This window comes from Marinomonas sp. (assembly GCF_965225885.1).
GTDB lineage: Bacteria > Pseudomonadota > Gammaproteobacteria > Pseudomonadales > Marinomonadaceae > Marinomonas.
Genome location: NZ_OZ245329.1, coordinates 931,112 through 946,403 on the forward strand (window position 1 = coordinate 931,112; position 15,292 = coordinate 946,403).

15 protein-coding genes are annotated in these 15,292 nt (G+C 44.6%); 6 read left to right on the top strand and 9 right to left on the bottom strand.

All coding sequences use genetic code 11. The features are described 5' to 3' along the window. Nucleotides 1–12: 12 nt before the first annotated feature. The 4 genes from ACO05V_RS04195 to ACO05V_RS04210 form a co-directional block, all read right to left on the bottom strand. Nucleotides 13–288 (bottom strand): DUF2282 domain-containing protein, encoded by a 276-nt coding sequence (locus tag ACO05V_RS04195; protein WP_100186196.1) that lies wholly within the window; start codon nucleotides 286–288, stop codon nucleotides 13–15. 108 nt (nucleotides 289–396) lie between these two features. Further along, entirely contained in the window at nucleotides 397–588 is a 192-nt protein-coding gene (locus ACO05V_RS04200; RefSeq protein WP_421847819.1) for a zf-HC2 domain-containing protein, read from the bottom strand. A 5-nt stretch (nucleotides 589–593) separates the two neighbouring features. After that, nucleotides 594–1,223, bottom strand: a complete 630-nt coding sequence (locus tag ACO05V_RS04205; protein WP_421847821.1) for an RNA polymerase factor sigma-70 — start codon at nucleotides 1,221–1,223, stop codon at nucleotides 594–596. Nucleotides 1,224–1,322: 99 nt separating this feature from the next. Further along, nucleotides 1,323–1,880, bottom strand: a complete 558-nt coding sequence (locus tag ACO05V_RS04210; protein WP_421847823.1) for a gamma carbonic anhydrase family protein — start codon at nucleotides 1,878–1,880, stop codon at nucleotides 1,323–1,325. 169 nt (nucleotides 1,881–2,049) lie between these two features. Here ACO05V_RS04210 and prlC point away from each other — a divergent pair, with 169 nt between their 5' ends. Together prlC and ACO05V_RS04220 are read left to right on the top strand one after the other, a co-directional pair. Further along, complete coding sequence (prlC, locus tag ACO05V_RS04215; protein WP_421847825.1) at nucleotides 2,050–4,080, top strand: oligopeptidase A; 2,031 nt, start codon at nucleotides 2,050–2,052, stop codon at nucleotides 4,078–4,080. Nucleotides 4,081–4,187: 107 nt separating this feature from the next. Beyond that, on the top strand, nucleotides 4,188–4,448 hold the full coding sequence (locus ACO05V_RS04220; protein WP_421847827.1) for a YheV family putative zinc ribbon protein: 261 nt from the start codon (nucleotides 4,188–4,190) through the stop codon (nucleotides 4,446–4,448). A gap of 78 nt (nucleotides 4,449–4,526) precedes the next feature. Here the strand turns inward: ACO05V_RS04220 and ACO05V_RS04225 are convergent, their stop codons facing one another. The 3 genes from ACO05V_RS04225 to ACO05V_RS04235 all read right to left on the bottom strand — a co-directional run bounded on the left by ACO05V_RS04225 (nucleotide 4,527) and on the right by ACO05V_RS04235 (nucleotide 8,035). Continuing rightward, nucleotides 4,527–6,452, bottom strand: coding sequence for an alpha-amylase family protein (locus ACO05V_RS04225; RefSeq protein ID WP_421847829.1), 1,926 nt, complete (start codon nucleotides 6,450–6,452; stop codon nucleotides 4,527–4,529). 225 nt (nucleotides 6,453–6,677) lie between these two features. After that, nucleotides 6,678–7,214 carry a DUF3750 domain-containing protein gene (locus ACO05V_RS04230; protein WP_421847831.1) on the bottom strand — a complete coding sequence of 179 codons (537 nt, stop codon included), beginning with the start codon at nucleotides 7,212–7,214 and terminating at the stop codon, nucleotides 6,678–6,680. 182 nt (nucleotides 7,215–7,396) lie between these two features. Then, entirely contained in the window at nucleotides 7,397–8,035 is a 639-nt protein-coding gene (locus ACO05V_RS04235) for an NAD(P)H-dependent oxidoreductase (RefSeq protein ID WP_421847833.1), read from the bottom strand. A 223-nt stretch (nucleotides 8,036–8,258) separates the two neighbouring features. Here ACO05V_RS04235 and sstT point away from each other — a divergent pair, with 223 nt between their 5' ends. Then, nucleotides 8,259–9,479, top strand: a complete 1,221-nt coding sequence (gene sstT / locus ACO05V_RS04240; protein WP_421847835.1) for a serine/threonine transporter SstT — start codon at nucleotides 8,259–8,261, stop codon at nucleotides 9,477–9,479. A gap of 96 nt (nucleotides 9,480–9,575) precedes the next feature. On the opposite strand, the gene ACO05V_RS04245 is transcribed toward sstT, so the two are convergent. Continuing rightward, nucleotides 9,576–11,225, bottom strand: coding sequence for a methyl-accepting chemotaxis protein (locus ACO05V_RS04245; protein WP_421847837.1), 1,650 nt, complete (start codon nucleotides 11,223–11,225; stop codon nucleotides 9,576–9,578). Between the two features lie 198 nt (nucleotides 11,226–11,423). Here ACO05V_RS04245 and ACO05V_RS04250 point away from each other — a divergent pair, with 198 nt between their 5' ends. Continuing rightward, nucleotides 11,424–12,653 (top strand): MFS transporter, encoded by a 1,230-nt coding sequence (locus ACO05V_RS04250; RefSeq protein ID WP_421847839.1) that lies wholly within the window; start codon nucleotides 11,424–11,426, stop codon nucleotides 12,651–12,653. Nucleotides 12,654–12,787: 134 nt separating this feature from the next. Then, complete coding sequence (locus ACO05V_RS04255; protein WP_421847841.1) at nucleotides 12,788–13,306, top strand: glycine cleavage system protein R; 519 nt, start codon at nucleotides 12,788–12,790, stop codon at nucleotides 13,304–13,306. Nucleotides 13,307–13,334: 28 nt separating this feature from the next. On the opposite strand, the gene ACO05V_RS04260 is transcribed toward ACO05V_RS04255, so the two are convergent. Beyond that, on the bottom strand, nucleotides 13,335–14,240 hold the full coding sequence (locus tag ACO05V_RS04260; RefSeq protein WP_421847843.1) for a LysR family transcriptional regulator: 906 nt from the start codon (nucleotides 14,238–14,240) through the stop codon (nucleotides 13,335–13,337). A gap of 98 nt (nucleotides 14,241–14,338) precedes the next feature. On the opposite strand from ACO05V_RS04260, the gene ACO05V_RS04265 reads away from it, so the two are divergent. After that, nucleotides 14,339–15,280: a DMT family transporter gene (locus ACO05V_RS04265; RefSeq protein WP_421847845.1), complete on the top strand. Its 942-nt coding sequence runs from the start codon at nucleotides 14,339–14,341 to the stop codon at nucleotides 15,278–15,280. Nucleotides 15,281–15,292 lie beyond the last annotated feature (12 nt).

Below are 15,292 nucleotides of genomic sequence, written 5' to 3' on the forward strand. Positions count from 1 at the left end.
GTGTTATCCGTCTTAGAAGGCTTGCAATTGGCCGTGGCCAGTTGAGGATGTTTTAGACTCTAGATCGTTACAGGTACCAGCTGGAACTAATTTCCAAGAGTTTGACTGGTAATCTGTTTTGGAAGTGCCTGCGCAAGAAGTGCCTGGGCCTGCCGCGCAATCATTTTGACCAGCCAGTGCTACGCCGTAGCATTTTTCTTTACTAGCCGCTTCAGCTGGAACTGCAACAGCAGATAGGGCAATAGCGGTACCAAGAGCTAGCGATAAAGATAGTTTTGCATTTTTCATGGGTAGATCCTCAATATTCTAAAAGGGAAGACAAACATGTCTTTTGATTACGCTTTGTTTGACGCTGACCAGAATGTCTTTATTACACTATCTTTCGAAAATAAATATTTATTTTTTAGTTGTATCGCTTTCTTTAGCGTAACTCTTTGAAATTTCGCGCATAGTTTTCATTTGCTCGCCAAACTGACGACAAGGTGAGCAAATAGAAGTGTGCAGAGTAAGCAGCACTTTTTCTTTTACGTTCAAAGGACGATCCATTTTCTCAGAAAGCAATTGTGTTGCTTCTTTGCATTTGATCATAATGTTTAAGACCTCTCTACTTGATACCAGTTGTCTTCTAAACATTCCCGTAAGCGTAATCGAGCACGATACAAGGTGACGTTTAGGCTACTTACTGACACATCTTCGTTATGACAAATTTCAGGCGTATCCATTTCGAGAAATTCGCGCATCATAAATAATCGACCATATTTGGCTGGTAAAGCGTCTAAGCAAGCATCGAAAATACGCCAGAAGTGCTCGTTTTCAACGCCATGCTCTGGTTGATCCCATTTTTTTGGACGCTCGTCTTTCTGCCAATGGCCATTTTCTTCGAACAAGTATTCTATTAATGCATCACCACTTAGGTTTGGCCCATCTTCAAGCTGGCTAGCTGAGGTATGGCGTTTTTCTTTACGCAACAAATCGATAATTTTGTTCTTTAAGATAGAAAACACCCAAGTCTTAAACGCGGCTTGTCGCGCAAAACGATCAATATTTTGATACGCAGAGAACATGGCTTCTTGTACCGCGTCTTCTGCTAATTGATTGTCTCGTACTTGAAGTTTTGCAAATTTCAGCATTTGCATACGCAATTCTTCAATAAAGACAGCATCTTGGAAGATGCCTTTTGTTGCCGAATGATCTATCTCAACTGAAAAATTCGCATTGGTCATTTAAGCCTCGAGGTATGCGCTATTGTTAGACGATGTGGTTTTATGATTTCTTACAATACGGCCGTGTTATTTTTGCTCATCCTTTTTTTTCGATATTTATTACTGTGATATTTTTTCTTGAGCCAGTGCTTCAGCTAAATATTCATCTTTCAATTTGACGTAATTCAGTCCGGCATACTGAAAGTATTCGATTTCTTTATCGTTGAGTGGACGGATTTGCTTTACGGGAGAACCCATGTACATAAAACCCGTTTCTAAACGCTTACCAGGTGGCACCAAGGAGCCGGCGCCGATGATGACTTCGTCTTCAATCACCGCTCCATCGAGGATTGTGGTCCCCATGCCAACTAATACTCTGCTGCCAATCGTACAGCCATGTAACATCGCCATGTGGCCAACGGTGACGTCGTCACCAATGGTCAGCGGATGACCTTCTGGCTTATAGTCGCTGGCGTGAGTAATGTGTAGGCAGGAATTGTCTTGGACGCTGGTACGAGCACCAATACGAATGCGGTGCATGTCGCCACGAATCGCCACCAAAGGCCAAACCGAACTGTCTTCGCCAATGGTGACATCACCAATAATCACGGCACTGTCATCGACCCAAACACGGTCGCCAAGTTGTGGTGTTTTACCACGGAAAGATTTCATCACCATAAATCCTCTCTTAAAGGGGGGCTTGTTAATAGAAAGTGTTATTAAATGAAGGAACTATTAACACAATAGGCTTTTATGCATTGAAAAAGTGTTAAGACAACCTATCTTAGTAAGCATAGTATTGATCAATGCAATACAGCGTTCAATTAATATAAAAGGATATCATGATATGTCACAGTCTGTATGGGACGCGACCAGCTTACCTAATTTTACCGACGTCGATGTTGCGAACATCGAAGCGGATCTAGAGAAACTACTCAAGCACAACCAAGCAGCCATCGACGCCTGTGTGAGTGAAAATACCAATCCAACATGGCAAAGCCTTGTTTTGCCCTTGGATCAACTACACGACGACCTAAACAATTTTTGGTCGCCGATTAGTCATTTGAACTCAGTAAAAAACACCCCAGAGCTGCGTGCTGCTTATAACGCTTGTTTGCCAAAATTGACTCAGTTTTATACGGATCTTGGGCAAAACAAAGCCTTGTACCAAGCCTACAAAATCCTTGCTGAAAGCGATGCAGCAAAAAAGTTAACACAATCACAAAGCGAAGCCTTGACGCAAACCATCCGTGATTTCGAATTGTCAGGTGTTGGCCTAGAAGGTGAAGCGAAAAAACGCTATGGCGAGATCAGCCAGCGTTTGTCTGAATTGGGTAGCCAGTTTGGTGAAAACGTGTTGGATGCGACGCAAGCATGGAGCAAATTAATTACCGACGAAAACGAGTTGTCTGGTTTGCCTGAATCGGCACTAGCACAAGCGAAGCAAATGCCCGAAGCCAAAGAAAAAGACGGTTGGTTGTTCACATTAGATTTCCCATCTTATATTCCAGTGATGAGTTACGCTGACAATGCCGAACTGCGCGAAGAAATGTACCGCGCTTTTGCGACGCGCGCGTCCGATCAAGGTGGCGACATCAAATTCAACAATGCGCCTTTGATCGACGAAATTTTAGAGTTACGTCATGAGATGGCGCATATTCTTGGTTTTGATAATTACGCTGAATTGTCGGTTGCCACTAAAATGGCTGACAATGGCCAGCAGGTTATCGATTTCTTAGACGATTTAGCGAAAAAGTCAAAAAGCTCAGCAGAACAAGATCTTGCGCAGCTAACAGCGTTTGCGAAAGATGAAAATGGCATAGAGAAATTGAACGCTTGGGACATGACTTACTATGCGGAAAAACTACGCCAGCATAAGTTTAGTATTTCTCAAGAAGAGCTGCGTCCTTACTTCCCAATGAACAAGGTTTTGTCTGGATTGTTTCACGTGGCACAAACTTTATTCGGTGTGGATATTCGTGAAGAAAAAGAATTTGATAGCTATAACAAGGACTTGCAGTTATTCACCATCAGCAAGGATGGCGAAGACGTGTCTCGATTTTATCTAGATCCGTATGCGCGTGAAGCGAAACGCGGAGGTGCATGGATGGATTCTTGCCGTACACGTCGTCGTTTAAGCGATAACCGCTTGCAGTTACCGATTGCCTATCTTGTGTGTAACTTCACGCCGCCAATTGGGGACAAACCCGCTTTATTGACGCACGACGAAGTGACGACCTTGTTCCACGAATTTGGTCATGGCTTGCACCACATGTTAACTCAAGTGGATGTTTCTTCTGTATCGGGCATCAATGGTGTGGCATGGGATGCCGTCGAGTTGCCAAGTCAATTTATGGAAAACTGGTGCTATGAGCCAGAAGCTCTGGCTCATATTGCAGGCCATTACGAAACAGGCGAGCCGCTGCCACAAGACTTGTTAGACAAGATGCTGGCCGCGAAGAACTTCCAATCCGGCATGCAGATGATGCGTCAATTGGAGTTTTCTTTGTTCGACTTCCGTTTGCACATGGAATATCAAAAAGACATTTCAGTTCAGTCTGTCCTTGATGATGTTCGTAGCAAAGTGGCTGTTACCACGCCACCTGAATTTAACCGTTTCCAAACCAGCTTCTCGCATATTTTTGCGGGTGGTTATGCGGCGGGTTACTACAGCTACAAGTGGGCCGAAGTGTTATCGGCGGATGCGTTTTCGAAATTCGAAGAGGACGGCATCTTCAATAAAGATACCGGCGCACGCTTCCGTGATACCATATTGGCCAATGGCGGTTCTCGTCCAGCAGCGGAATTATTCGCTGAATTCCGTGGTCGTGAGCCAAGCACCGATGCCTTATTGAGACACAGCGGCATCGCGGCTTAAAATTTTGTACTGCAAGGAAGCAGCGCCTCGCTTGATAATCATCAGACAAGGCGCTGCTTTGTTATAACGTCGAATTAGGGCGTTACTTTTTTAAAGGTAGTTGGGTTATGACTGTAAAACGCTTTATCGCAGGGGCGGTATGCCCTCGTTGTAGTGAGATGGATAAAATTCGTGCATGGCGCGATGATGACGCTGAAAAGCAATATCGTGAGTGCATTTCCTGTGGTTACACGGACGAGCAATCTACGGTTATACAGGCGCAGCCGACTGAGATTCCAACGCGAGTGAATAAGCCCCAAACGAGCTTCCCAGAAGCGGAAGAAGTGGTGATTAACTTCATCCCAAATCCCGGTTCAACCAAGCACTAGTCTCAAGCGAGTACAGAGCAATTAAAAAAGCGGATTGATATTTCTATCAATCCGCTTTTTTGTAGCAGCTGAAAGTGCTTAGTTATTAACCAGCCAAAGAATATCTAACGGTTCGATAAGGCTTAATGATGGCAAATCAATTAACTCTTTATCTAGCAAGTTGATTGCTGTGTCTTGGCCGATTAGTTGGCTTAGTGATTGGCCAAGTGGTAGATGTTCGAGCGCTACTAGGTGTTCGCTCATGTTGGCAATGACGAATAGTGTTTTGTCGCCCATTTGTCGTTTGAAAGCAAACAGGTGTTGGCTGCCTAGAGAAACCAATTCAAATTTATCCGCTGCAAAAATCGAATGGGCTTTGCGGATTTGGATCATCTCTCGGATCAGCTGAGCGATTTTGCCTTGTGGTGTGCTGTTGTCTTCCGCCAGCGCGAAATCGGCTTTGGTGAGCTTCTTACGATGCACCCAACGGCTATCATCCACCTTAGTTGGATCATTTAAGTAATCGTCACTATTGAGCACGCCCAGATCATCACCTTGATACAGTAGCGGAATGCCGGGCATGGCGAAGTTTATGCCATTGAGGACTCGAATACGTTTGATAGCATGATCAAGTAATAGAGGATCATTGATGTTGATGGCGTTTTCTACACCCGCCAGAGACGCCAAGGTACCGCAAACACGGCAATCACCATTGACTGGGTTTTCTTGAAAGGGTACGCCCGCAGCAAAAGAACCTTCAAATTGTCCGGTATAGAATTGGTTCAAGAAGCGGCGATGGCCGATCCCATCAATGCCAAGACGATCAGAAATGGCGTCATCCCATAACCAGCCAATATCGTCATGACAGCGAATGTAGTTTATCCAAGTGGTATGTTCTGGAATGGTGAAACTGCGTTCAAGGGATTGATACAATAAGCTAGTTTGGCGTGTCGCTAAGCTTTCCCATAACAAGGCCATCATCAGCGGATTGTAAGACAGCGTGCATTCGTCGGCGCCGATGTATTTGTTTACTTCATCTGGGTGAACAATGGCTTCGGATTTAAACACCACTTGTGGCGCAGCAATATCCAAGCAGGCTTTGAAGGCTTTGATCAGGTTGTGAGCCTTGGGTAAGTTCTCACACACCGTGCCTTTTTCTTTCCAGACAAAAGCTAAAGCATCGAGTCGTAAAACATCGCAGCCGTTTAAAATCAGATGCAGCATTTCTTCTACGACAGCGACAAAAACCGCTGGGTTGGAATAGTTTAAATCCCATTGGAATGAGTTAAAGGTTGTCCAGACGTGGCTGTCTAGTTCAGGTAAATAAGTGAAACTACCGCGACGAACCTGCGGAAATATTTCACGTACGGTTTTGTTGTATTCCATGGCGTCTTGCTCGTCCATGAAATAGTAGTAGCCTTGGAATTCTTGATCGCCTGACTTTGCAGCTTCCGCCCAGCGATGTTCGTCTGATGTGTGATTAAACACAAAATCCAACACCATGCGGATGCCTTTTTTATGCAGCGCGGAAGCAAGGTCTTTTAGATCTTTGTTGGTGCCCAAATTTGGCGATACAGTACGGTAATCTGAAATCGCGTAACCGCCATCACTATTGCCTTCTGGTGCTAAATAAAGCGGCATTAGATGAACATAGTTGATCCCTAAGGATTCAAAATACGGGATCTTGTCGATTAGGGAGCTGAGGTCGTCAGCTAATAAATCCACATAGACGGCAATGCCGACATTTTGATTGGATTCAAACCAGAACTCTGCTTTGTCTTTGATTTGTGCTGGGCGTTTTTTCTTATGAAAATCGATAAAGGATTGCAGTAATACCTTAAGGTGATAATGCAGGTCGAAGCACTGTCCATAAAGCGGAAAAAGCTGCTCAAAGAGTGGCGTAAATCCGTTTTCTAAGCGCTTAATAAAGATGGCTTTTTGCTGAGAAGTGAGTTGGCTAAAATCTAATTCTGCTAACAAACGCTGTTGTGTTTTTTGTGCTTCAAAAGCGTAATCCTTGACCATGTTTGTGCCTTTTAAAAGATGCTCGTAAAAGATCCGAGTGAATTGTTATTGTGACTTAGATTGGAACATTAACTGAAAAGGTTAGGTTGGAACGTTGGCTTTAATAACAAGATTGCTAGGCTACATTTTCCATGCAGAAAACGTAGCCTAAGGGCAAAGGTGGGTCAATACAGAGGCTTTCTAAATACTGACTTAATTTTTTGCCTAGCGAGCGAATAAATGATTTTAGTTATCCGCATAGCCGCTGCCGATGGTTCTAAATGGCATATCAAGGTTTAGCTCTGGTACTTGCAAGCCTATCCACTCGGGGAATGTGTTGCTGTTTGGTCCAGGGAACACGGTGTATTCGTTTGCCCAAGGGTAGCGTTTTACTGCCTCGTTAATTTTGGGAATCAATGCTTCCGCTTTTGGGCCAATAATTGACAGCACTTTCTCTGGCTTTGCGCCAAACCAATAACGATCTGGTGTGGTCGTTGTGTATTCAGATAACGCTGGCAACCCTCTATCTACTCGCCAACCCACGACCTCGTGAACGGTATATTCAGCAGCATTCTTTTCTTTGGTTGCTACCCAAGTATGAACCGCAAACCACCCACGCCAACTAAAGGCATCGGCGGCATAAAATTCAATCACGGCGTTTTTTTCTGTTTCTGGTGAAGGCGCAATGCCTGCGGGTTCTCGGCTTGCTGTGCGCCAGCTGTCGTTCGAAGAGCAAGCGCTTAAAAATAGGGTGATGAAGAGGAGTCCTAGGTATTTAACCATGCTTTGTCCTTGGGCAGTTAAAGAGTCTTAATGCCATTAACATACGCAGGTTTTTTGCGTTTGGGTCATTATTATTTGATCTGGTGTGTGGCTTTCATGCTTTTTGTCATATTCAAAAGCTGAGCATAAAAAAACGCCAGCAGACTGGCGTTTTAGATCTGTTGTTTCAATGAAACAGCAAATTAGTTCATTTCAGTAATAAACTCTTCTGTTGAACGACGTACTTTTTTCAGGTCTTTCAACCAGTCGCCTTCGTCTGCGCGGTAACCTAGAGGAAGCAAAATCACGGAGCGAAGTCCGCGTTCAGTTAGACCTAGAATTTCGTCAACTTTAGCAGGGTCGAAGCCTTCCATTGGTGTGCTGTCTACGCCTTCTTCTGCGGCAGCAATCAAGGCAGTACCAAGACCGATGTAAGCTTGACGCGCAGCGTGTTGGTAATTTACTTCAGCATCACGTGGAGGGTAAGCACCTAGAATCATTTGACGGTAATTTCCCCAGCCTTCGTTTTTAAAGCCTCGTTCGTCGTTGACTAGGTCGAACATCTTGTTGATGCGCTCTTCCGTGTAGTTGTCCCATGCAGCAAAAACTAACAGATGAGAACCGTCTGTGATTTGTGCTTGGTTCCAGGCATGAGGAACGATGGCTTCACGTAGAGCTTTGTTTTTCACGACGATAACTTCGTATGGCTGAAGACCGCTTGATGTCGCTGTAAGACGAATCGCTTCTAAAATACGATCTACTTTTTCTTGCTCAACGGCTTTGCTTGAATCCATTTTTTTGGTGGCATAACGCCAGTTCAATTTTTCTAACAAATTCGACATTGTGATTCCTTAGTAAGGTTTATGTATGTAAGCAATATGGGGCTAATTTGGGCTGAGTACAAGTGGTGTTTTTAGTAGAAAATGAGGAAGTTGAATGATCGGTTAAATGTTGGAGTTGGTTGATATATTGCAATAATATCTGCAATCACGCCCTAAAATGGTTCATTTTTGAGTTGGGATGCAGTAAGGTGCGGCCTTGAAAATTTCAATGGACCCCCTTCTAATGACATTTGCTCAAAAACCATCACTGTTTCAGCGTTATCTTCGCGGTAGTTTGGTATTACAAATTGCCATCGGTATTATTTGTGGCGTAGTACTCGCCTATGTCTCACCTAGCGTCGCTTTGTCTACCAGTTTGCTTGGTGATTTTTTCGTCAAAGCACTGAAAGCCATTGCGCCAATTTTGGTGTTTTTGTTGGTGATGGCATCGATTGCTAATCATAAACAAGCGCAACAAAGTCATATTAGCCCTGTGATTGTGCTTTATATTGTAGGTACTTTTGTCGCAGCGTTAACGGCTGTGATGTTCAGTTTTGCCTTCCCGACGCAATTAAACTTGGTAGCTCCTGATTTAAGCCAAAGCGCGCCTCAAGGCATTGGCGAAGTGTTGCATACCTTGGTGTTTAAAATCGTAGACAATCCAGTCAATGCGCTGGTTCAAGGCAACTATGTTGGCATATTAACGTGGGCGATTGGTTTTGGTTTGGGTTTGCGTCATGCGTCGGAAGCGACTAAATCTGCGTTGCAGCATATATCGACTAGTGTGACAGGTATTGTGTCCTTCATTATTCGCTTGGCACCTTTTGGTATCTTTGGTTTGGTTGCCAGCACGATAGCGGCGACTGGTTTTGATGCGCTATTTGGTTATTCTCACCTGTTAGCAGTGCTGATTGGCTCAATGCTATTTATCGCGTTTGTTACCAATCCATTGTTGGTGTTTTGTAAAATTCGTCGTAACCCATATCCTTTGGTTTTTAAGTGTCTAAAAGAAAGCGGCGTGACGGCATTTTTTACCCGTAGTTCTGCGGCAAATATTCCGGTTAACTTAGATCTTTGTAAGCGCTTAGACTTGGATGAAGACACCTATTCTGTATCTATTCCGCTGGGCGCGACGATCAATATGGCAGGTGCGGCCATTACTATTACGGTTTTAACCTTGGCGGCTGTACATACCTTGGGTATTTCACTGGATTTTGGTACGGCATTATTACTTAGCGTGATTGCGGCCGTGTCGGCGTGTGGCGCATCGGGCGTGGCTGGTGGTTCTCTTTTATTGATTCCATTGGCGTGTAGTTTGTTCAATATCCCCAATGAGATTGCCATGCAGGTTGTAGCGGTTGGTTTCATTATTGGTGTATTGCAGGATTCTGCTGAGACGGCGCTGAATAGCTCGACCGATGTGTTATTTACCGCGGCGGCTTGTCTTTCGAATGATAAGAACTAATTAGCGATAGAGCGGCTTTTGGTTATTAAAAAGAAAGGGAAGCAATTTGCTTCCCTTTCTTGTTTCTACGGTTTGCTCGCCAAACGGTTGTTGGTTTTAAAGCTTAAACTGAGTCACTAATTTATCAAGTTGAAGAGACAGTTTCTGCAAGTTCGTGCTCGACGCTGTTAGTTCATCAGCGATTTCAGCGGTTTCGGTTGTTAGCTGGTTAATCTCTTCAACATTTTTGCTCATATCAGTGACGACAAGAGCTTGCTCTTCCGTGGCTGTAGCTACTTGAATATTCATATCACTAATTTGGCCAATGTGCGCAGTGATTTGTTCAAGGGAAGTATTTGCCTCATTCGCTTGGCCGACCACAGCGGTGCTTTGATCTTGTCCGGCTTTAATTGTAGTAACCGTTTTGGCTGATTGTTCTTGTAACTTGTCGATCATTTTTTGAATTTCATCAGTGGAAGCGGCAGAGCGACTAGCCAGGTTTCGAACTTCATCGACCACTACTGCGAATCCTCGGCCTTGTTCACCAGCACGAGCAGCTTCAATCGCAGCGTTTAAAGCTAATAGGTTGGTCTGTTCAGAAATGCTTCGTATGGTATCAAGGATGCTACCGATAGAATCTGTCTGTGTTGCTAATGAGTTAATATCAGTGCTGATGTGTTCTATTTCGGAAGATAAGGCGCTGACGCCTTGTCTTGCTCTGGCAACCAGTTCTGCGCCTTGATGAGCTTGTTTATCGGCTTCTTGGGCTGCTTTCGCTGCTTGTGATGCGTTTTCAGCGATGTTCTCAACCGTGGCGCCCATTTCATGGATGGCCGTGGCAATTTGTGTGGTGCGGTCGCGTTCATTTAGGCTGTTTTTGTGAGTGGCCTTCGCTTTAGCCGCCACATCATTGGCTGTGTGGGCAAGCTGACGAGAATTGTCGGCAACGTTTTCAATTGCAGTACGAACTTTCGTTATGAAGAGATTGAAGTGCTGCGCAATATCGCTAAGTTCATCTTTACCGTCCATGGTCATGGCAGAACCTAAATCCAATTTATCACTGGCACTGGAAATATGTTGCTGTAGATAGGAGACACGCAGAGAAAGACGACGTAACATTAACCAAGCCAACAGAATAGATGCCAGCAAGGCGATGATAATCAAAACAACCATATTATTTCGGCTGTTTTCGTAATTTGTTTGGCTTTGAGCGTAGGCTTTTTCGCCTTGCTCAAGTAAGTCATCGAGCATTTTGTTAACGGCCTTGCGCATGACGCCGTAACTGCTAGCGTATTTCGTTTTGTATATTTCCTGTGCGGTGGTGAGATCATTTTTCTCTATTGCTGCTAGCATTGGCGTGAGTTCGTTACTTTTGACCTTAGCAAAAATATCAATGATCTTTTGTACTTCGGCGCGCATCTGAGGCGTGGCTTGTGCCTCCAATGCTTGTTTTAGTGCCATATCCATTTCAGGGATATCTTCTGTGCGAGTTTCTTTGACGCGTGTTAAGGCGCCTCTTTCATCCTGCATTGCGGGTATTTCTTGCAGCAAGATGATGTCGATACCGACACGCATGCGAGGAATACGAGACGCCACTTCAGCAAGCGACCTCAGAGGAGCGCTGGTATTTTGAGCCAGTTGTTTGGTTTGTTCTTGTGCATTAGATAAACCGCGTAATCCGGCCCAGCTGACTAGTAAGAGCACAAGGCAGGGTAGCGCAATAACGGAAATAAACTGTGCTTTTAGAGACATTTTATTGAATATCACTATGTAATACCTGTAGTTGATTATTTTTATGAAGCAATGACTGTGAAACTTTTAATCCCTTACGTTTTACAGGATTGGGCTTACTTTGTTCAGTGTACAAGAAAGCGCCATTTAAGCAGTGTTTTTTAGCTCTGCTATTTATTCTCATTATGTTAAATCCATTTAATGACATTTTTTAGGTGATAAAAGGAGTTTTCGTTGAGTAGAACATTTCGCTCTTTATCTAACCCGAACTATCGACTTTGGTTCGGTGGCGCTGCTATTTCGAATATAGGCGCTTGGTTGCAACGTACTGCCCAAGATTGGATCGTGATCGCTGAACTCTCTGATAAAAACGCTTCCGCTGTGGGCTTGGTTGTCTTTTTGCAATTCGCCCCGCAAATTTTGCTTTTGCCGATTACCGGTTGGGCAGCGGATCGCATGGATCGCCGCAAATTACTCTTTATTACTCAATCCTTAATGGCGGCTTTGGCATTGATTCTTGGTGTGTTAGTGCTCAGTGGGCAAGTGGTGCTGTGGCAAGTGTGTGTTTGTGCCTTTGCCTTGGGGTGTGTTGCTGCGTTTGATGCGCCTGCCCGTCATGCCTTTGTGTCTGATATTGTCAGTGAAAAAGAATTGTCGAACGCGGTGGGTTTAAACTCGGTGGCGTTCAACTCGGCTCGTTTGATTGGTCCTGCTATTGCTGGGATCCTAATCGCACTGATCGGCACTGGCTGGGTGTTTATGATCAATGTGCTGTCTTTTATTCCGTTGTTGACTGCCCTTCACCTTTTTAAGAAACGTCTTCCTGAGGTGGTGCCAGATACCAGCAAAGCCACACCAGACATGGCGAAATTCTTGGATGGTTTTCGCTATATTGGTCAGCACCGAGAGATGACCGTGATCCTAGTCATGTCGTTCTTGATTTGTGGTCTTGGCATGAACTTCTCGGTGTATTTGTCGGCGATGACGGTGCATGTTTTCCAAGGTCATGCGGATCAATATGGCTTCTTGATCTCCATGATGGCCATTGGCTCTATTTCGGGTGCTGTGGTGACGGCAAGTCGTCGTTCTTCGCCGTCTTTCCGTTTTATGATCTACGTTGCAGCCATGTACGCGATGAGCAGCTTTTTTGTGGCCGTGAGTCCCTCTTTCTGGTCGTTTGCCGTGTTACTGGTTTTGTTGGGTCTTAGTTTGCAGCTGTTTACCACGTCAACCGCTTCTTATATGCAAGTGGCAACGGAAAAACGTTACCGCGGTCGGGTGATGGCAGTGGTTCTAGCAACGGCCTTGGGAAGTACTGCCTTGGGTGCGCCTCTGGTCGGTTGGGTAGCGGACTCCTTGGGAGCGAGATGGTCTATCGGTATGGGCAGTGTTTCTGGCATCTTAGCGGCTGGTTTGGGTTTTTACTTTTTACATCAGCAAGCGAAATTGAAAAAGGCAGATTGAAATACGGAAGGGAAAAGGACTTTTGCTTGGCGAATAAGAAGAGTTGCGGTAGTTTGGATTTCGTCTACTTTTATTGTTAGCCTTGCATAACCTGTTTTATCTTATAAAAAATCTAAATTTTGGGTAGGAAAACTATGTCGCAGCATCTTGTATTGAGTTTTATTGGTGAAGATCGCCCCGGTCTTGTTGAGCGTTTATCCGATACGATTGCTCGCCATCACGGCAATTGGTTGGAAAGCCGCATGGCGCATTTGGCAGATAAGTTTGCCGGTATTTTAATCTTGTCTGTTCCCTTGGAGCATCAAGAAGCACTGGTGAATGCGCTACGTAATTTTGAACAACTGGGTCTGCATGTCACCGTTGAAATGGCGAATCAGAAAACAACAGAAGGCTCGACATTGTCACTATCCGTGGTTGGCAATGACCGTCCGGGCATTGTTAAAGAGGTGTCCCAAGTACTGCATTCATTGATGGTTAACGTCAAAGAACTTACCACCACTTGTGAACCTGCGCCGATGAGTTCCGATATGCTGTTCAAAACTGACATGGTGTTGGCTGTACCAAAAAATTTACCTTTGTCAGAATTGGAAGCAGCCTTAGAAAAGATCAGCAGCGACTTAATAGTGGAGCTATCGGTTAATCAATTTGCTTAGTCGCTTAAAATAAGTATGCCTTTTTTAGTTATTGGTATAGTGGATTGTCGTTAAACCGCTTGATCATGAAGTCGATTAACAGACGAAGTCGCAAGGGCATGTTGTCTCGATCTCGATAGAGCATTTGGCAGCCGCGAGGTTGGTTACTCCAATCTGGTAAAACTTGTTGAATCTCTCCGGAATCAATCAATGGCTGCGCATTATAATCAGGCATAAAACCGATACCTAAGCCATCTTGTATGGCGCGCGTAAGCAAGCTGATGTCGTCTACTTTTAGGCGAATATTATGGTTTGGTTTATGGGTTTGCATCTCTCCTGAGGTAGTGTGTTGCAGCTTCCACGTAGACATGGGCGAACACAAGACAGTGGGAAAGCCTTCCAAGTCACAAGGCGCTTTTAGATTGGATAGGTCTAAATTGACCGAGCCGCATATCATAAAGCGAATATCTGTTAAGTGTCGGCCAACCCAATGATCTGCATTATGGTCACCGACTCGAAACGCGATGTCGATGGCTTCTTCTTCAATGTCGATGTTTTGATTTGAGAGACGCAAATCCAGATTAATGTCAGGGTATTCGATCAAAAAGGCATTAAAGTGCTGAGCTAAAACATGCACACCAAAATTCACCGGTGCAGAAATCCGAATCGTACCTTTGGCTTGGGTTTTGTCCTGCAGCAGGCACTCCGCCACATCCTCTAATTCTTCAAAAAGAGACGCGCTCCTTTCGAAATATCGTTGTCCTGAGTGGGTGAGCTTGACTCTATGTGCATCCCGATTCAGCAGTCTTATTGCCAAGTCTTCTTCGAGTTTGGCGACTCGTCGACTCAATGTAGAGAGTGGAATCTCCAGCGCCGCCGACGCTTGTTTAAAACTGCCATGTTGGGCAACCGCACAAAAACAACGCATATCATCAAGTGAATAGTTAAATTTCATATTTGGGATTTATTGTCTCAATTTTGTCTATTTATTCCGTATTTAAAATCTATACACTGCACCTTATATTTTCAAGTTTTCTTTTAATGGAGAAAGATATGAGCCGTTCGGTGAATACCAATGCCGTATTATTGCTGTTGCTATGCACGTTTTTCTGGGGAGCGTGTTTTCCCGTTGGTAAACATGCGTTGGGAGAAGTGCACGCGCTAACCTTGGTCATTTGGCGTTTTGCCATCGCTGCTTTTTGTCTGTTTATTTATGCCAAATGGAAAAACATGCCGATGCCTAGTTTAACGGCAAAGCAATGGGCGTGGGCGATTGGCGTTTCTATTATTGGTGTCGGTGGTTTAAACCTTGGTTTATTTACTGGCTTAGCACAAACAGATGCCAGTAACGGTGCTTTGATTATGGCGCTCAGCCCTTTGGCAACGTCTCTGATTGGTTCTTTGTTGCAACGCAAACTGCCAGCTCGCGGTGCGGTGTTTAGTTTGGTGGTTTGTTTATCCGGTGTGTTGTTGGTATTAACCAATGGCGAGCTTAAACGCTTGTTGGGTTTTGAGTTTAACCACGGCGATCAAATGATCTTTCTGGGTATGTTGTGCTGGAGCCTTTATACCTATTTAACGCAAGGTGTGAGCCGTTGGATGCCGATGATTCCTTATACTCTGGTTGGCATGTTATCAGGACTAGGTGTGATTTCTTTGGTTACGGCGTTTAGTACTGAAGTTCATCCACTACAAGAAAGTTTGGCGATCAGTGGCAGTGTCTTTGGAGACTTATTGTTCATTGGTGTGTTTGGCACCGTGGGTGGTTACTTGTTGTGGATTTCAGGTGTGAAGCAGCTAGGTGCCGCGAATGCTTCCTTGTTCTTTAATTTTGTGCCTGTCTTCGCGGCCTTGACGGCATTTGCATATGGTCAAACTGTAACAAGCTTGCAGCTAGTAGGCGTAGCGATTGTGATTGCCGGTTTATTGTTACCAAGAATCGTTAAATGGCAGCAACAGCGTTTTAATCGCCAAGAAGCGACATCGGTTAATTAAACTTTCAATCAG